Origin of the sequence: Chromatium okenii (genome assembly GCF_016583745.1) — a bacterium.
Taxonomy (GTDB): Bacteria; Pseudomonadota; Gammaproteobacteria; order Chromatiales; family Chromatiaceae; genus Chromatium; species Chromatium okenii.
In genome coordinates, this window is record NZ_NRRQ01000004.1 from 1 (window position 1) to 17,292 (window position 17,292).

14 protein-coding genes are annotated in these 17,292 nt (G+C 56.4%); 7 read left to right on the forward strand and 7 right to left on the reverse strand.

The genetic code is table 11. The annotated features are described in order from the left end of the window. Positions 1-740: tRNA 2-thiouridine(34) synthase MnmA (mnmA, locus tag CKO12_RS02125; RefSeq protein ID WP_200153192.1), on the reverse strand; the 740-nt coding region annotated here is incomplete at its 3' end. Positions 741-845: 105 nt separating this feature from the next. On the opposite strand from mnmA, the gene icd reads away from it, so the two are divergent. The 4 genes from icd (at position 846) to folD (ending at position 5,849) form a co-directional block, all read left to right on the forward strand. Further along, a complete protein-coding gene (gene icd, locus CKO12_RS02130) occupies positions 846-2,099 on the forward strand; it encodes an NADP-dependent isocitrate dehydrogenase (RefSeq protein ID WP_200153085.1) in 1,254 nt (417 codons plus the stop codon). Between the two features lie 163 nt (positions 2,100-2,262). Further along, the gene (clpS, locus tag CKO12_RS02135; RefSeq protein WP_200153086.1) at positions 2,263-2,583 is read left to right on the forward strand and encodes an ATP-dependent Clp protease adapter ClpS; all 321 of its coding nucleotides are present in this window, start codon (positions 2,263-2,265) and stop codon (positions 2,581-2,583) included. Between the two features lie 53 nt (positions 2,584-2,636). Then, positions 2,637-4,901, forward strand: a complete 2,265-nt coding sequence (gene clpA / locus CKO12_RS02140) for an ATP-dependent Clp protease ATP-binding subunit ClpA (protein ID WP_200153087.1) — start codon at positions 2,637-2,639, stop codon at positions 4,899-4,901. 90 nt (positions 4,902-4,991) lie between these two features. Then, positions 4,992-5,849: a bifunctional methylenetetrahydrofolate dehydrogenase/methenyltetrahydrofolate cyclohydrolase FolD gene (gene folD / locus CKO12_RS02145; RefSeq protein WP_200153088.1), complete on the forward strand. Its 858-nt coding sequence runs from the start codon at positions 4,992-4,994 to the stop codon at positions 5,847-5,849. Between the two features lie 138 nt (positions 5,850-5,987). Here folD and CKO12_RS02150 read toward each other — a convergent pair whose 3' ends face one another. From CKO12_RS02150 to nagZ, 5 genes are all read right to left on the reverse strand, one after another. Further along, a complete protein-coding gene (locus CKO12_RS02150) occupies positions 5,988-6,911 on the reverse strand; it encodes a branched-chain amino acid transaminase (protein WP_200153089.1) in 924 nt (307 codons plus the stop codon). Between the two features lie 28 nt (positions 6,912-6,939). Beyond that, the gene (glnE, locus tag CKO12_RS02155) at positions 6,940-9,816 is read right to left on the reverse strand and encodes a bifunctional [glutamate--ammonia ligase]-adenylyl-L-tyrosine phosphorylase/[glutamate--ammonia-ligase] adenylyltransferase (protein WP_200153090.1); all 2,877 of its coding nucleotides are present in this window, start codon (positions 9,814-9,816) and stop codon (positions 6,940-6,942) included. Next, positions 9,813-10,730 carry a D-hexose-6-phosphate mutarotase gene (locus CKO12_RS02160; protein ID WP_200153091.1) on the reverse strand — a complete coding sequence of 306 codons (918 nt, stop codon included), beginning with the start codon at positions 10,728-10,730 and terminating at the stop codon, positions 9,813-9,815. The genes glnE and CKO12_RS02160 overlap by 4 nt, the downstream gene beginning before the upstream one ends. A 40-nt stretch (positions 10,731-10,770) precedes the next feature. Next, the gene (queE, locus tag CKO12_RS02165; RefSeq protein ID WP_200153092.1) at positions 10,771-11,403 is read right to left on the reverse strand and encodes a 7-carboxy-7-deazaguanine synthase; all 633 of its coding nucleotides are present in this window, start codon (positions 11,401-11,403) and stop codon (positions 10,771-10,773) included. A gap of 119 nt (positions 11,404-11,522) precedes the next feature. Further along, the gene (gene nagZ, locus CKO12_RS02170) at positions 11,523-12,536 is read right to left on the reverse strand and encodes a beta-N-acetylhexosaminidase (protein ID WP_200153093.1); all 1,014 of its coding nucleotides are present in this window, start codon (positions 12,534-12,536) and stop codon (positions 11,523-11,525) included. A gap of 202 nt (positions 12,537-12,738) precedes the next feature. Here nagZ and ftsH point away from each other — a divergent pair, with 202 nt between their 5' ends. Genes ftsH through CKO12_RS02185 form a run of 3 tightly spaced genes read left to right on the forward strand, consistent with a single transcriptional unit; the run spans position 12,739 to position 16,078 of the window. Continuing rightward, positions 12,739-14,646 (forward strand): ATP-dependent zinc metalloprotease FtsH, encoded by a 1,908-nt coding sequence (gene ftsH, locus CKO12_RS02175; protein ID WP_200153094.1) that lies wholly within the window; start codon positions 12,739-12,741, stop codon positions 14,644-14,646. Further along, positions 14,643-15,398, forward strand: a complete 756-nt coding sequence (locus CKO12_RS02180; protein WP_200153095.1) for a cobalt-precorrin-6A reductase — start codon at positions 14,643-14,645, stop codon at positions 15,396-15,398. Before ftsH ends, CKO12_RS02180 begins: the two co-directional genes overlap by 4 nt. After that, positions 15,398-16,078: a Crp/Fnr family transcriptional regulator gene (locus tag CKO12_RS02185; protein ID WP_200153096.1), complete on the forward strand. Its 681-nt coding sequence runs from the start codon at positions 15,398-15,400 to the stop codon at positions 16,076-16,078. Before CKO12_RS02180 ends, CKO12_RS02185 begins: the two co-directional genes overlap by 1 nt. Here the strand turns inward: CKO12_RS02185 and CKO12_RS02190 are convergent. Further along, positions 16,075-17,283: a class I SAM-dependent methyltransferase gene (locus tag CKO12_RS02190; RefSeq protein WP_242466162.1), complete on the reverse strand. Its 1,209-nt coding sequence runs from the start codon at positions 17,281-17,283 to the stop codon at positions 16,075-16,077. The genes CKO12_RS02185 and CKO12_RS02190 overlap by 4 nt on opposite strands. Between the last annotated feature and the right edge of the window lie 9 nt (positions 17,284-17,292).

Here is a 17,292-nt window from a genome sequence, read left to right on the forward strand (position 1 = left end):
CCCTCTCGCCCCGCCACCCCGCCGACGCCCAGCCCCTGCCGCTGCCCGAGCGTGTAAAACGCCAGCCCCTGATGTTCGCCCAGCGGCAACCCCTCCGGCGTTTCAATCGGCCCCGGAGTCATCGGCAGATACGCCGCGAGAAACTCCCGAAACCGCCGCTCCCCGATGAAACAAATACCGGTACTGTCTTTTTTAGCCGCCGGCTGCAATCCCAACTGCCGCGCCAGCGCCCGCACCTCCGGCTTCGTCAGCGCCGCCAGCGGAAACAGCGCCCGCCCCAGTTGCGCCTGATTCAGCAGATGCAGGAAATACGTCTGATCTTTCGCCGCATCGGCCGCCAGACGCAGGTGAAAACCGCTCGCATCGTGGGTGATCCGCGCATAGTGACCGGTCGCCATCGCGTCCGCGCCCAGCGCCAGCGCATGGTCAAGAAAGGCAGAAAACTTAATCTCACGATTGCACAACACATCCGGGTTAGGCGTCCGCAACGCCTTGTATTCTTGAAGAAAATTTTCAAACACCCGCTCCCAGTATTCGCTGGAAAAATTCACCGTATGCAGCCGAATGCCCAGCCGATCCGCCACCGCCTGCGCGTCCGCCAAATCCTCCGCCGCCGCGCAATAGCCAGCGCGATCATCCTCCTCCCAATTTTTCATAAACAGCGCCTCCACCTGCAGACCCTGCTCCAGCAACAGATGCGCCGCCACCGCCGAATCCACCCCACCCGACAGCCCCACCATCACCCGCTGCGGCGCGTCAACCAAAGGAGAAAGACCGCCCTGCGCGGCGGTGAAAGTCGATGTTAGGATGTTCACTTTAATGATGATTTCCGAGAAAAAGAGCCAATGAGCGACGACAAAATCCAACTACCCAGCAGCGGCGAACCCATTCAAGTCAACGCCGACTACACACTTAACGTACCCGATCAGCCGATTATTCCCTACATTGAAGGCGACGGCATTGGCATCGACATCACCCCCGTCATGCGCCGCGTCGTTGACGCCGCCGTCGCCAAGGCTTACGGCACCCGCCAGATTCAATGGCTAGAAGTCTATGCCGGCGAAAAAGCCACCCAAGTGTACGGCCCCGACGTCTGGCTGCCGCCTGAGACCATGACCGCCCTGCGCGACTACGTCGTCTCCATCAAAGGCCCCTTAACCACCCCGATAGGCGGCGGCATCCGCTCCCTCAACGTCGCCCTCCGCCAAGAGCTTGATTTATACGTCTGTCTGCGCCCCGTGCGCTATTTCAGCGGCACCCCCAGCCCGCTCAAAGAACCGCAACACACCGACATGGTCATCTTCCGTGAAAACTCCGAAGACATTTATGCCGGCATTGAATGGGCAGCCGAAACGCCCGAAGCGCAACGTGTCATTGCATTTTTACGCGAAGAAATGGGCGTCACCAAAATTCGCTTCCCCGCCACCTCCGGCATCGGCATCAAACCCGTCTCCCGCGACGGCACCGAACGTCTCGTCCGCAAAGCCATTCAATACGCCATTGACAACCACCGCTCCTCAGTAACGCTGGTACACAAAGGCAACATCATGAAATTCACCGAAGGCGCATTTAAGCAATGGGGCTACGACCTTGCGAAAAAAGAATTCGGCGCAATTGAAATTGGCGGCGGCCCTTGGTGCAGCTTCAAACACCCGCAGACCGGAGCCGAGATCATCATTAAAGACGTGATTGCCGACGCCTTTTTGCAACAAATTTTACTGCGTCCCACAGATTACTCCGTGATCGCCACCTTAAATCTCAACGGCGATTACATTTCCGACGCCTTAGCCGCACAAGTTGGCGGCATTGGCATGGCACCCGGCGCAAACTTATCCGACTCCATCGCCATGTTTGAAGCCACGCACGGCACCGCGCCTAAATATGCCGGCAAAGATCAAGTCAACCCCAGCTCCTTGATTTTATCGGCAGAAATGATGCTACGGCATTTAGGTTGGACAGAAGCAGCCGACCTGATTATTAAAGGCGTCGAAGGCGCAATTAACGCCAAAACCGTCACCTACGATTTAGCGCGAATGTTAGACGGAGCCACCAAAGTCAGTTGTTCCGGCTTTGGCACAGCAATCATCAACCACATGTAATCCGCGCTGGCGGAGCGCATATTTTGAAGAGTGACGCAGTAATAAAAGCAGCGCCTACTGGCGTAATCAGATGACACACATCTTCATCACTGCCAACTGTTTTTAACCGCGTCACTCCCAATAACTTTAACGCAGTGCGCCACTGATTTTTTAGGAAAACCGGATGAGTCACCACCATAAAGATGAACCTGATTCCGGGGTAGCCGTGCAAACCGCCCGCCCGCAATTACGGCGCCCGCCCTTATTTAAGGTGCTGTTATTAAATGACGACTACACCCCAATGGATTTCGTCGTATTGATTTTGCAGAAATTTTTTGGAATGCCGATGGAAACCGCCACACAAATCATGCTTCACATTCATACACGAGGCGTAGGTGTCTGCGGTGTATTTCCCAAAGACATCGCCGAAACCAAGGTCGCCCGCGTCAACGATTACGCCCGCAGCCACCACCACCCGCTGCTGTGTACGATGGAAGAAATGTGAGCGCATTTAACCGCCACTCGTGATTTTTTTAACTCTTCGCCGGGGACAGGCTGATGTTGAACAAAGAACTTGAGCTATCGCTAAATAACACTTTCAAAGAGGCTCGCGCCAAAAAATATGAATACATCACTGTCGAGCACATGCTGTTATCTTTGCTCGACAATTCCAGCGCATTCAAAGTACTTCGCGCCTGCGGCGTTGATGCTGACCGGCTGCGCCGCGAAGTCACCACCTTCATTGACGAAACCACCCCGCGCTTAACTCCCAGCGACGAACGCGAAACGCAACCCACGCTCGGTTTTCAACGCGTGCTGCAACGCGCCGTCTTTCATGTGCAATCCGCTGGGCGCAAAGAAGTCAGCGGCGCCAACGTACTGGTCGCGTTATTTAGCGAACAGGATTCGCAAGCAGTGTTTTTATTAAATCAACAAAATATCACCCGGCTAGATGTCATTAACTACATGTCGCACGGCATTTCTAAAGTGCCCGGCGAAACACTAGATGATGACGCGCAGGGTGACGGCGACGACGCCCGCGCCGATGAAAAAGACGGCGCAACGCCCAGCCCGCTGGATCGGTTTACCTCCAATCTCAACGAATTAGCGCGACAGGGACGAATTGATCCGTTGATTGGACGCACCGCCGAAGTGGAACGCACCCTGCAAATTTTGTGTCGCCGCCGTAAAAATAACCCGCTATATGTTGGCGAGGCTGGCGTTGGTAAAACCGCAATTGCAGAAGGGTTAGCGCGGATGATCGTCGCTGGACAAGTTCCAGAAGTATTGAGCGATGCCGTGATTTACGCGCTTGATCTCGGCGGCTTAGTAGCCGGCACCAAATATCGCGGCGATTTTGAAAAGCGCCTAAAAATGGTTTTAGCGCAATTAAAACGCCAGCCGCACGCGATTTTATTTATTGATGAAATCCACACGATTATTGGCGCGGGTTCAGCATCAGGTGGCGTCATGGATGTATCCAACCTGATTAAACCCGTGTTGGCGTCGGGTGATTTACGCTGCATTGGTTCAACCACATATCAGGAATATCGCGGTATTTTTGAGAAAGATCGGGCACTGGCACGGCGTTTCCAAAAAATCGACGTGGAAGCGCCATCGGTAGAAGAAACGGTTGAGATTCTTAAAGGCTTGAAATCGCGCTTTGAACAGCATCATCAAGTCAGTTACACCAATCCAGCACTCCGCGCTGCTGCCGAATTATCCAACCGTTATATCAATGATCGTCATTTGCCCGACAAAGCGATTGACGTGATTGATGAAGCCGGGGCGCATGTGCAATTAAAAAGTGCGTCGAAACGTAAAAAGCGGATTGATGTCGCTGATGTGGAAGCAATTGTAGCGAAGATGGCGCGGATTCCATCCAAGCGCGTCTCCGTTTCAGATACCGAATCACTCAAAAATTTGGATCGTGATCTCAAATTAGTGGTTTATGGACAAGATACCGCAATTGATGCGCTCACTGCCGCAATTCGGATGAATCGCTCTGGGCTGGGCAATGACGGTAAACCGATTGGCTCCTTTTTATTTACAGGCCCGACCGGCGTCGGTAAAACCGAAGTCACGCGCCAACTCGCCCGCATTCTCGGCATGGAATTACTGCGCTTTGACATGTCCGAATATATGGAACGCCACACCGTTTCGCGGTTAATTGGTGCGCCGCCCGGATATGTTGGTTTTGACCAAGGCGGATTATTGACCGAACAAATCAATAAACATCCGCACTCGGTGTTATTACTGGACGAGATTGAAAAAGCGCATCCCGATGTTTTTAATTTGCTGTTGCAAGTGATGGATCACGGCACGCTAACGGATAACAACGGGCGCAAAGCAGATTTTCGCAGCGTGGTGTTAGTAATGACAACGAATGCAGGCGCAGAAGAAACAGCGCGGCGTTCCATTGGATTTACAGAACAGGATCACGCAACTGATGGTTTAGAGGCGCTGAAGCGTTATTTTTCGCCAGAATTCCGCAATCGTTTAGATGTGGTGGTGCAATTCGGGGCGCTTGATGCCGATACGATTCGCAGCGTGGTGGATAAATTCGTCTTTGAATTGGAACAGCAATTGGAGGAGAAAAAGGTCAGCTTGAGTATTGATGCCGCAGTGCGAGAATGGCTGGCGCTGAAAGGCTACGATCCCAAAATGGGTGCGCGTCCGATGGCGCGGGTGATTCAAAATCACATTAAAAAGCCGCTGGCAAATGAATTGCTATTTGGTGAATTAGTTGGCGGCGGCTCGGTGCAAATCACGGTTGAAAATGACGCGCTGGCGTTTGCAATTAACGGACAACCGTTGGTTTAATCCCTGATGTCGTAAATCCCCAACCCTTCCTGATTTCATAAATCCCCCCAACCCCCCTTTTGCAAAGGGGGGCTTTTGAATGAGATTGTTATGACCGCACAACTTCTTGATGGCAAAACCATTGCCGCAACGATTCGTCTCGATATTAAAGAAAAGATCGCCAATCGCCGCGCTGCCGGTGAACGTGCGCCGGGTTTGGCGGTGATTATGGTTGGCGATAATCCCGCCTCAGAGGTTTATGTGCGTAATAAACAAATGGCTTGCGCGGAAGTCGGTTTTCATTCCGAGTTATATGCACTGCCGGCTACCACTGCGCAAAGCGATTTATTAGCGTTGATTGATCATCTCAATACTGATCCATTGCTGGACGGGATTTTGGTGCAATTGCCGCTGCCGCCGCAGATGGATGAAGAAGCGGTAATTGAACGCATCGCGCCCACCAAAGATGTCGATGGCTTTCATCCGTATAACGTGGGGCGATTGGTGCTGCGGATGCCGCTGCTGCGCCCGTGTACGCCGAAAGGCGTGATGACGCTGCTGGCGCACACCGGGCGCGATCTGAGCGGTTTAGATGCGGTGGTGATTGGACAATCCAACATCGTCGGGCGTCCGATGGCGCTGGAATTGCTGGCGGCGCGTTGCACCGTGACCATTTGCCACAGCCGCACCAAAGACTTAGCGGCAAAGGTGCAAGCGGCAGATGTGCTGGTGGCGGCGGTGGGGCGAGCGCAATTTGTGCCGGGCGCGTGGATCAAACCCGGGGCGCTGGTGATTGATGTCGGCATCAATCGCGGCGCGGATGGCAAGTTGGTTGGCGATGTCGATTTTGCAAGCTGCGCGGAGCGGGCGGCGTGGATCACGCCGGTGCCGGGCGGAGTCGGGCCGATGACGATTGCGAGTTTATTAGAAAATACCTTGCAAGCCGCAGAATTACACGCGCAACACTAATCACCGAGCGCAGAAATGGTTAATAAAAAAGCGGCTGATATGAGCCGCTTTTTTTCATTCATTCGTTTGTCAAAAAGAATACAGTTGCCGGTGAATCATTTAATGGTTTTGAATTCAACTGCCAACTGACAACGCGATTCAAACCACCGTCAACCATTCTGGATGCGTGTCCCGCCGCCCGTGTACCTGATCGAAATACAACGTCTGCAACCGTTCGGTAATTGGGCCGCGAGTGCCGCTGCCAATAGCGCGTCCGTCCACCTCGCGGATCGGCGTCACCTCCGCCGCAGTGCCGGTGAAAAACGCCTCATCAGCGATATACACCTCATCGCGGGTGATGCGCTTCTCGACCACCGCCAAACCCAATTCCGCGCACAAGCCAATCACGGTGCGGCGCGTGATCCCGTCAAGCGCCGAGGTCAAATCGGGCGTGTATAAAACGCCATCGCGGACGATGAAGATATTTTCGCCGCTGCCTTCCATCACGTAGCCAGACGCATCCAACAACAGCGCCTCGTCATACCCATCGCGCAGCGCCTCTTGCAGCGCCAGCATCGAATTCATGTAGTTACCGTTCGCCTTAGCGCGGCACATGGTGATATTGACGTGATGACGGGTGAACGAGGAGACGCGGATGCGAATCCCGTTGCGCATATTCTCCTCACCGAGATACGCGCCCCACGCCCACGCCGCCACCATGCAATGCACCTGCAAATTGTCCGCTCGCAGCCCCATTCCTTCCGCGCCGTAAAAACACATCGGGCGGATATAAGCGGAATCCAGCTTGTTCTCGCGCACCACCGCGCAGTGCGCCGCATTGAGCGTCGCCTGATCCCAAGGAATGCTCATGCCCAAAATGTGCGCGGAGTTAAACAGGCGCTGCGTGTGCTCGGCCAAGCGGAAAATCGCCGCACCTTGCGCCGTCTGATATGCCCGCACCCCTTCAAACACGCCCATGCCGTAATGCAGCGTGTGGGTGAGGACGTGCGTTTTCGCCTCGCGCCAAGGCACCATTGCGCCATCTAACCAAATCAGACCGTCGCGGTCTTCCATCGTCGCCATCGTTCAACTCCGCAAGAAAATCAATGATCTAATGATCGCCATCCAGCAATGCTCGCCACAGTTCCCGCACCTGCTCGCGTTCGACCAGCAGGTGATCGGCAGCAATCAGTTGTGGCTGTTGCGCCAACGTGTGGCGATGGTAAACCGCCCGCAGTGTTTTATAAGCCTCAGCAAGTTGATGCGCCGTCTGCCCCGGCAACAGCCCCAACGCCGCCAACGTGTCCAGCAGCCGAATGTTGTCCGTCCACGCCGTCAACTCTGGATAATCCGCCGCCCAGCGCAAGACCGCGTATTGAACCATGAACTCAATATCGGCAATACCGCCCACACCCTGCTTGAGATCAAACGCTTGCGCGGTGCTTTTATCCAAAGTGCTGCGCATTTTCTCGCGCATCTCGCGCACCGCCCGCTGCAATTGCTCAGGATCGCGCCGCCGCTGTAACACCGCGTGACGAATTGCCGCGAACTGCTGCGCCAGCACCGGATCACCCGCCACCGGACGCGCTCGCACCAACGCCTGATGTTCCCAAGTCCACGCCTCCTGCTCCTGATATGCCGCAAAAGCAGTCAGCGAGCGCACCAGCAGCCCTTTATTTCCGTCCGGGCGCAGCCGCGTGTCGATGTCATACAGCGCCCCCGACAAGGTGCGCGTGGTTAGCATGTGAATCATCCGCTGCCCCAGTCGCGCATAAAACTGCACATTGCTCACCGACTTCGCACCGTCCGTCAGCGCCAGCACGTCCGCACTGCCGTGTACAAACACCAAGTCCAAATCCGAGCCATAGCCCAATTCAATCCCGCCGAGCTTGCCGTAACCGATCACCAAAAACCCGCTATCCGCGCCGCTGATCGCCGTCGGTCGCCCGTGTTGCTGATACAGATGCGCGGCTGCCACCCGCAGCACTCGCGCCAGCGCCACCTCCGCAATCTCAGTCAGATAATCACTGACCACCATCAGCGGAATCACCGCCGTCAAATCCGCCGCCGCCACCCGCAGCACATTGCCCTGCACGAATTGATGCAGCCGCGCCATCTGCTGCTCCAAATCTTCCACCGCCACCGGCTGCAACAGCGCATCCAATTCGGCTTCCAATTCCTCCCGCCGCAGCGGTGCATATAACCGGCGCGGATCAATCAACTCATCCAGCAACAGCGGCTGCCGCCCAATTTGATCGGTAAACCACGCGCTCATCGCCGCCAGTCGCACCAGTTGCGCCAAAATCTCCGGCGCTTCCAGCAACATCGCCAAATACGCAGTGCGCTGCGCGATGGTTTCCAACACCCGCAACACTCGCGTCAACGTCAGCAACGGCGCGGCAGTGCTGGCGCTGAGGCGCACCGCCAGCGGCAACACCTGCGCCAAACGGTCGCGCCCTTTTTCGCTCAAACCTTTACGCGCCGTCGCGTCGCGGAATTGCGCCAGCACCGTGCGCACCGCCTCCGCCTCGGCAAAACCGAGTTGCGCCAACGTCGCCACTTCCTGCGCGGCATCCGCAGCGCCCAATCCCAGCAACTGCGCCCCGTCATCGCCCGTTGCTGGCGCTTCGGACAAAGCAAACACCTGATCGAAATGCTGCTGCACCCGCTGGCGATGCGCATTTAACGCGGCAGAGAAGCTGTCCCAATCAGCGCAGTTCATCGCCCGCGCCAGCCGCTCGCGTCCGGCGTCATCATCGGGCAACAGATGGGTTTGTTTATCGCGGTAAGCCTGCAAACGGTTTTCCACCAAACGCAAAAATTCATACGCCGCATCCAGTTCCGCCACCGCCGCCGCTGGCAACAACTGTTTCCGCGCCAATTGCGCCAATACCTGCCGAATGGGGCGCACCTGCAATTCAGGATCACGCCCACCGCGTACCAATTGAAAAGCCTGCCCGATGAATTCAATTTCACGAATACCGCCGGGCCCCAATTTGATATTGGCATCCATGCCACGCCGATATAATTCTTTGGCAATCATCCGTTTTAATTCACGCAATGAATCAAATGCGCCAAAGTCCAAATAACGCCGATACACAAATGGCCGCAGCATCGCCATCAATTGCGCGATGTCAGCGGGATCGCCCGTGACCGGACGCGCTTTAATCATCGCGTAGCGTTCCCATTCCCGCGCTTGTGATTGGTAATACGCCTCAAGTGCTTGAAAATTCATCGCCAACGGGCCCGCTTCGCCAAACGGACGCAGCCGCGTATCGACCCGAAACACAAAGCCGTCGGCGGTTTGATTGGCGAGCGTTTGCACCAGCCGCCGCGCCAGCCGCACAAAAAATTGCTCATGCGTCAGCGGACGGCTGCCGCCCGTCACCTCGCCGGCCTGCGGAAAGGCAAAAATCAAATCAATATCGGAGCTGAGATTGAGTTCTCGCGCCCCCAATTTACCCATCGCCAGCACGATCATCTGCATCTCGCGCTCGGCGCTGGCGCGAGGCGTACCGAATTCGGCGCACGTCCAACCGTGAAGTAAATCAAGGGCTTGGCAAATGCAGACATCCGCCAGCTCCGACAACTCCTCCAGCGTTTCTGGCAACGTCGCCCAGCCCGCCAGATCGCGCCAAATAATTCGCACCATTTCGCGGCGCCGGAACTGGCGCAGCGCCCGCTGCAAACTCGCGTCATCGCTGACGGTAGCGAGCGCAGCAGCGAGCCGCTGCGCCAATTCAGCGGCTTGATACGGTCGCATCAGCACTGCGTCGGCGACTAATTCAGCAAATTCAAGCGGATGCCGCGCTACCGAGGTGGCGACGAATTCACTTGCCGCCCACACTCGCGCCCGCGCTTCCGCAAAGGCGGTGGTCGCCGGCACAGTCACTGCGTGTGCCGCCGCCCATTGCAACCACTCATCCCACAACACTTCGTGCAATTGTGCAGTTTGCGCGGATTGACCACCGCCATTTGCTGAATTCATGGCGCGAGCAACTCAATACGATATTCTGCGCCAATGTGCGCTTCTGCTTGCGGTAAAATCTCAATCACTTCTGACGCAGTGTTGACCGTTTCGACACAAATAAACCGCAAATAATCACGATCATCTAAATCATCCATCGCGTGCGCCGTCTCTACCCAAGGATTCCAAACCACGCAAGTATTGCTATGCGCACCATCAATAATAATGCGGCGATTTAATACTGGGTCTTCAAGCTGCAATTGCGCCGGCACCTGTTCATAAATGCGATTGACTTCACCAGCGACCGTCACTGCGCCCTGTTGCAGAATAGGTGCCTCTTTTGCGCCTACCGCTTTATCAAGATAATGACAGCCATCTAATCCCACGACGCGCACCTGTGTTGCATCACCGACTTTGAAATAAGTATGCAATCCTTGGGTGATTTGCAGTGGTTCCGTACTCAAATTGCGTGTGGTGAGCGTCACTGCCAACGTCGCGCCCACTGTGATTTCCAACGTCAAATCAAATGCCGCTGGCCAAATTGCGCGGCTCTCATCGTCATCCGTTAAACCAAGCGTGATGCGCGATGCGCCATGCGGCAGCGTCTCACAATTGCGCACCGCCCACGCCCAAGCGCGGACAAAACCATGTCCACCGCGCCCTTTTTTCTCTGGATCAGCACCAAACCACGGCCAACAAATTGGAATTCCGCCTTTAATTGCTTTACCTGCTGTGTAATACGCCCGCTCACTCACAAATAGCAATTCATCGGGAGCATTGTGCGGACGATACGCCAATACTTGTCCGGCATACGGTGAAATGGTCGCCGTTGCCAAGTCATTATGAATTTCAATCATCATCAGCCCGCCGCGTCCCTCGCTGAATTGCACACTGCCGGGGACGCCAAACCGAGCGTTAATTGCTGCAATATCCATACTTCATGCCTCTTTGTGGGTGGTTAAACTGCGGTGAAAATTAGGGAATCCCTAATAATTTATGCGTTTGTAAACTTAACCGCCATTGCGGATGTGCTTGGCAATATGCAATCGCTTGCGCAGTGTGGGCGGCGCAATTGACATCAGCTAACGGTTGCAATGAAAAATGTTGAAACGGTAAATGAGAAAACTGTTCTGGCGGTGCGCCCACTTGCGGATAAACCAATTTCAATTCATCGCCGCTGGTTTGGCGCAGCGGTGCGCCAGCTTTGGGGCTGACGCAAAGCCAATCCAATCCAGCCGGCGCGGGCAAGGTGCCGTTGGTTTCGACGGCGACGGCGCAGCCGCGCTGCTGCAATGCCGCAATCAATGCCGCGTCCAGTTGCAGCAAGGGTTCGCCACCGGTACACACGACCCACGGCCGCACTGCCGGTGCTGGCCATAACGCGCTGATTTGGTTCACTAACGCGCTGGCGCTGGAATACCGTCCGCCGCCGCTGCCGTTGGTGCCGCGAAAATCAGTGTCGCAAAAACGGCAGCGAGCGTGAGCGCGGTCAACGTCGCGCCCCGACCATAAATTGCAGCCCGTAAAGCGGCAAAAGATCGCGGGGCGACCGCTGTGAACGCCCTCGCCTTGTAAGCTATAAAAGAGTTCTTTAATGTAATAAGTCATTGCTGATTGTGCGCCAAATGAATAGCATCTAGCTGTATTAAATACGCGCTTGATATTGGAGTAAATGCTCTGTTACAGCATCATTGCGATGTTGTCATTTAATCTATTCAATGTGGAATTCAAACCAAGTTGGTGAGTTGGCGTATTGCGTCCAGCCAGTCGCTATTGTCGTGCAATTGCTGCCAATTCAATGCGCCAGCGCGTCCGTGCAATGCGATGGTGCGGGGGATGGCGGGGTGCGCATTGAACGCGGCGACGATCTGCGCGGCAGCGGGACGATTGTTGCAAATTAAGAGCAGATCGCAACCGGCAGCCGCTGCCGCTTGCGCCCGTGCGACATAATCACCGCCGGCGCTGGCGGCCGCCATGTTGAGATCATCGCTAAAAATGATCCCTTTGAAATTCAACTGGTTGCGTAAAATCTCGCGCAGCCAGATTGCCGAAAAACCAGCGGGCTGCGCGTCGATTTGCGGGTACACGACATGCGCGGGCATCACCGCTTCTAGCCCGTGCGCGATCAGGTGTTGAAACGGGAGCAGATCGTGCTGCGCCAGCGCCAGCAGCGGGCGGTCGTCAATGGGCAGCGCGAGATGCGAATCGGCGGCGACGCTGCCATGTCCGGGAAAATGTTTGCCCACTGCGATCATGCCGGCTCGCTGCACGCCGCGCCGCCATGCCATTGCTAACGCGCTCACCGCCGTCGGATGGTCTGCGAAACCGCGATCACCGATCACTTGGCTGATGCCGCACTCCACGTCGAGCACCGGCGCAAAGCTGAAATCAACGCCGACTGCGCGTAATTCGGCTGCCATCACCCAGCCGGCACTCTCGCACTGCGCCAGCGCGGCTTGCGGATCGTGAGCATAAATCTGACCGAAGTGGGCGGCGGCAGGCAGGCGGGTGAAGCCGTCACGACAGCGTTGCACCCGTCCGCCTTCTTGATCGACTGCGATCAATAACGGCGGTTCGCGCAGCGCGGCTATCTCTGCCGTCAGCGCGGCGAGTTGCGCGGGATCGGCGTAATTGCGGGCAAATAAAATTACCCCGGCGACGGCGGGCTGGCGCAGCAAGTCGCGGTCTTCAGCGGTCAACGCCGTTCCCGCACAATCAACCATGATGGAACCGAGAGACATCAGCAGGTGCCGTTCAATTAAGGTTCAAAACAGGCGCAAGGATAACGGGTTTGCTGCAATCAGCGCGGCGCTATTGCACTGACCGCCCGTAATGCCAATCTCCGGTACACTCAACCCGGTAAGCCAAATTCTTGGCTGTTTGCTTGGTTCTGACGCGCTCCCGCGTCGTTTCAATTGATGAGTCACGAGGCCCGTTTGCGGTATGAATTCTAAAATTTTGCAAGTTTTTCTGTGGGTTGGCGTCAGCATCTGGCTGGCGATGACGGTCAATAATTTATTTTTCGCCAACAAGCTCGACATCCGGCCGCTGAGTTACAGCCAGTTTTTGCGCGAAATCAACGACGGCGCGATTCAGGAGGTGACGATTCAGGATCAAACCGTGCTGGGCGTGCGTACCGACGGCTCGCGCTTTGAAACCTATGATCCGGGCGATCCGGGCTTGGTCAGCGACCTGCTCAAGCACGGCGTCACCATCCGCGCCGAGCCACCTGCCGAGCCGGGCGTGATCATGCAACTGCTCGCCGCGTGGCTGCCGTTCATCGTGTTGGCGGGAGTGTGGATTTGGCTGCTGCGGCGCGGCGGTGGCGCGGGTGGCAGCGGCGGGCTGTTTAATTTCGGCAAAAGTCGCGCCCGTCAACACGCGGAAGGTGATGTCAAGGTGACGCTGCGCGATGTCGCCGGCGTGGACGAGGCGAAGGAGGAAGTCGGCGAATTGGTTGATTTTCTGCGCAGCCCGCAAAAATTCACCAATCTCGGCGGGCGCATTCCGCGTGGCGTGTTGATGGTGGGGCCGCCCGGCACGGGTAAAACGCTGCTGGCGCGAGCGATTGCGGGCGAGGCGAAGGTGCCGTTTTTCAGCATTTCTGGCTCTGATTTCGTGGAAATGTTTGTCGGCGTGGGCGCGTCACGGGTGCGCGATCTGTTTGAACAAGCGAAGAAAAGTGCGCCGTGCATCATTTTTATTGATGAGATCGACGCGGTCGGGCGCAAACGCGGTGCCGGTCTCGGCGGCGGTCACGATGAACGCGAGCAGACCTTGAATCAGTTGCTGGTGGAAATGGACGGCTTTACTGGCAACGAGGGCGTGATCGTGATTGCGGCGACAAATCGCTCCGATGTGCTTGATCCGGCGCTGCTGCGGCCGGGACGTTTTGATCGGCAGGTGGTGGTGGGCTTGCCGGATTTGGCGGGGCGGGCGGCAATTCTGGAAGTTCACATGCGCAAGGTGCCGCTGGCAGCGGATGTGGATGCCAAGACGATTGCGCGGGGAACGCCGGGCTTTTCGGGCGCTGATCTCGCCAATTTAGTCAATGAAGCGGCGCTGTTTGCGGCACGAAGTGATGAGTCAGAAGTGTCGATGGCGTTGTTTGAAAAGGCAAAAGACAAAATTATGATGGGCGCGGAGCGGCGCAGTCTGGTGATGTCGGAAGCGGAGCGCAAGCTGACTGCGTATCACGAAGCCGGGCATGTGATCGTCGGGCGCTCGGTGCCGGAACACGATCCGGTGCATAAAGTCAGCATCATTCCGCGTGGGCGGGCGCTGGGGGTGACGTTGTTTTTGCCGGAGCGTGATCGTTACAGCATGAGCAAGCGCCAGCTCGAAAGTCAGATTTCCAGCTTATTTGGCGGGCGGTTGGCGGAAGAGATGATTTTTGGGGTGGAGCAGGTCACGACGGGCGCATCCAATGACATCGAGCGGGCAACGGAAATCGCTCGCAATATGGTGACGCGCTTTGGCTTGTCGGATGGGCTGGGGCCGTTGGCGTATGCCGAGGATGAAGGCGAGGTGTTTTTGGGACGCTCGGTGACGCAGCATCGACATGTGTCGCCGGAAACGGCGCTGACGATTGACAAGGAAGTGCGGATCATCATTGATCGTAACTATCAGCGGGCACAGCACATTTTGGAAGAACATCTCGACAAGCTGCACGTCATGGCTGAGGCGCTGCTGCGATTTGAGACCATCGCCCGCGATCAAATCGACGACATCATGGCGGGGCGACCGATGCGCGAACCAGAAGATGCGTTTGGAGTGGTGCCGCCAAAGTCGGGTGGCGCGGCGCTGGTCAGTGCTGGCGCGGCGGTGGCGACAGATGGAATCACGACATGACCAAACGGGTGCTGATTTTGGGGGGCACAACTGAGGCCTACGCGCTGGCAGCGGCACTTGTGCCGCGTGTTGGTTTGCAGGTCATCACGTCGTTGGCGGGGCGCACTGCCGCGCCGCGCCAGCCAGCGGGAGAGCTGCGGGTGGGCGGCTTTGGTGGCGTGCCGGGACTCGTCAGCTATCTCATTGAAAAACAAATTGATGCGGTGATTGATGCCACGCATCCGTTCGCAGCGGGCATGGCGTGGAATGCGGAGGCGGCGTGCCGGGAGACGATGTTGCCGCTGCTGCGGTTGGAGCGCCCGGCGTGGACGCCGGAGCCAGAAGATCGCTGGGAATTCGTGGAGCATTGGGAGCAGGCGCTGGCGGCGTTGGTGCGCGATGGGGCGCAGCGGGTTTTTCTGGCAATGGGGCGACAGGAATTAGCGCCTTTTGCGGGGATTGAACGGCTGTGGTTTTTAATTCGCGTCGTCACCGCACCGGAGCCGACGTTGCATTTTCCGGCGTCACAACTGCTGCTGGCGCGGGGGCCGTTTGATCTCGCCAGTGAGCGGGCGTTGTTGGCGGAACATGCGATTGACACCATCGTCTGTAAAAACAGCGGCGGGACGGCAACCGCCGCCAAGTTGATTGCAGCGCGTGAGCGCGGGATTCGCGTCATTTTGCGCCAGCGCCCGCTGCGACCGACGGTGCCGCTGGCAATTACGCTGGCGGAAGCGGTGGCGTGGAGTGATGAATTGTTGGCGACGGCTTGATGCGTGACGAATTGCGCCAAGGGACGTTGTTTTCGCGGCTCGAACCGGCGCAATTGACGCGGATCAGTCGTCATGCCAGCCGCGTGACGCTGGCTGCCGAGCAGTTGTTATTCAGTCAGGGCGAGGCGGCGACGCGGTTTTATTTGCTGCTCGCCGGGCAGATGCGGCTCTTTCGCCTGTCTGCCGATGGCGCAGAAAAGGTGATTGAGATCGTCAATCCGGGGCAAACGTTCGCCGAGGCGCTGGTATTTCTCAACGCTCCGCGCTATCCGGTCTGCGCCGCTGCGTTGGTGCCATCGCGCTTGATCGCCATTGATGGCGCGGATTTTGCGCAGATGCTGCGCGAGTCGGTGGACACCTGTTTTCAACTGCTCGGCGTGTTGAGCCAGCGCCTGCGCGGGTTGATCGGCGAGATTGACGAGTTGACGCTGCACACCGCGACCAGCCGCGTGGCGCGGTATCTGGTCAGCAAACGGACGCTGCCGCAGATGGTGATCGATTTGGAAGTGCGGAAAGCGGTGCTGGCCTCGCGGCTGTCGGTGCAGCCGGAGACGCTGTCACGCGTGATGAAAGCGTTGAGCGAGCAGGGCGTGATTCAAGTGCAGGGAACGCAGGTGCAGGTGCTTGATATAAAACAGTTATTGGAACTCGCAGAATTAGACCCGCCGCTGACCACTTAAATAGCCCGCCCCCACACTGCATAAATTGGATCCGACAACGCCATTTGCCCCGCATATTTATCATCATCTGGACGCAGCAGCCCGCGCAAACTGTAGGTTTCCAATTCAGTAAAACCACCAGCGGCGAGAAAATACTCCAGCACCAAACCCGGGCGCTCGAATTCGTGAATGCCCTCCCACAATTGAATGGTTTTGGTGGGAAACCAGCGATTAGAAAATCCAATCACGCACAACCCACCCGCTTTCAGAACTCGCGCCACTTCGCGCAATACCGCAATTGGTTCAACCAGATATTCAATTGACAAACTGCAAATCACCGCATCAAATTGTCCATCTGCAAATGGCAATTGCGGCACCGCATTAAGATCATGCACCACGCGCTCAGTTAAACGCGGATTGGCGTCCAATTCGACCTGATTTAATCCCAATCCCACCAGCGCCGCCACTTCCAATTCAGCCGGCAGATGCGTCTGCCAACTGCTCATTAAATCAAGCACTTGACTCCCTGATGCGAGCAATTGTCCGTGCAACGCCGCCAATTCATCCTGCGCCGTTTGATCGAGATGCGCGATCAAGCGCGGCTGCTCATAAAACGCCAGATCAGAGCGACAATCGCGGCGCACAAACGGCATATCTGACCAAAAATCAGTCGCTTGCTCGCGCCAGCGGGTCTGCATTCCCGGACCGTTGTCAGTCAACAACGCCGCGACATCCTGACTGCGCCCGCCGCGCTGCTCGCCTTGCTCCCACAAGCCGGTAATTGTCACTTGCAAATCAAGGGGATAGCTTGCCAGCGGATGATTCAAATCGGCATAAAATTTCGTTTTTGTATCCGCATCCGCAATTAAACGAAACGGATGGCGATCTTCCGCAAAAATCGTGGACAATTCCTGCAACATGCCGCGTGGATAAAAACGTCCATTGCGTTTTTCAATCCAATTCTTATTATCAAAGCGGTGATTAAATTGATGCGATTTCAAACGAAAACACTTGCGCTCATCCCGCGCTTCCAATAATTCACCGGCTGCAAAGGAATAATGCCGCGTGTCATGTAACGAGCGTCCATCTAAATCACTTTCTAGCGCCTGCGGAAAAAAATCGCGCCATAAATTGAGTCGCGCCGTGCTAAAACAATCACAGTGTTTTGCAATCGCGCTGCGCCACCGCAATTCACAACGCAACCGCGCCAAGGTTTTCTGATTCATTTGCACCAT

Coding starts and splice junctions, on each gene's coding strand:
- icd (WP_200153085.1), top strand. CDS start 846: ATGAGCGACGACAAAATCCAACTACCCAGCAGCGGCGAACCCATTCAA.
- clpS (WP_200153086.1), top strand. CDS start 2,263: ATGAGTCACCACCATAAAGATGAACCTGATTCCGGGGTAGCCGTGCAA.
- clpA (WP_200153087.1), top strand. CDS start 2,637: ATGTTGAACAAAGAACTTGAGCTATCGCTAAATAACACTTTCAAAGAG.
- folD (WP_200153088.1), top strand. CDS start 4,992: ATGACCGCACAACTTCTTGATGGCAAAACCATTGCCGCAACGATTCGT.
- CKO12_RS02150 (WP_200153089.1), bottom strand. CDS start 6,911: ATGGCGACGATGGAAGACCGCGACGGTCTGATTTGGTTAGATGGCGCA.
- glnE (WP_200153090.1), bottom strand. CDS start 9,816: ATGAATTCAGCAAATGGCGGTGGTCAATCCGCGCAAACTGCACAATTG.
- CKO12_RS02160 (WP_200153091.1), bottom strand. CDS start 10,730: ATGGATATTGCAGCAATTAACGCTCGGTTTGGCGTCCCCGGCAGTGTG.
- queE (WP_200153092.1), bottom strand. CDS start 11,403: ATGACTTATTACATTAAAGAACTCTTTTATAGCTTACAAGGCGAGGGC.
- nagZ (WP_200153093.1), bottom strand. CDS start 12,536: ATGTCTCTCGGTTCCATCATGGTTGATTGTGCGGGAACGGCGTTGACC.
- ftsH (WP_200153094.1), top strand. CDS start 12,739: ATGAATTCTAAAATTTTGCAAGTTTTTCTGTGGGTTGGCGTCAGCATC.
- CKO12_RS02180 (WP_200153095.1), top strand. CDS start 14,643: ATGACCAAACGGGTGCTGATTTTGGGGGGCACAACTGAGGCCTACGCG.
- CKO12_RS02185 (WP_200153096.1), top strand. CDS start 15,398: ATGCGTGACGAATTGCGCCAAGGGACGTTGTTTTCGCGGCTCGAACCG.
- CKO12_RS02190 (WP_242466162.1), bottom strand. CDS start 17,283: ATGAATCAGAAAACCTTGGCGCGGTTGCGTTGTGAATTGCGGTGGCGC.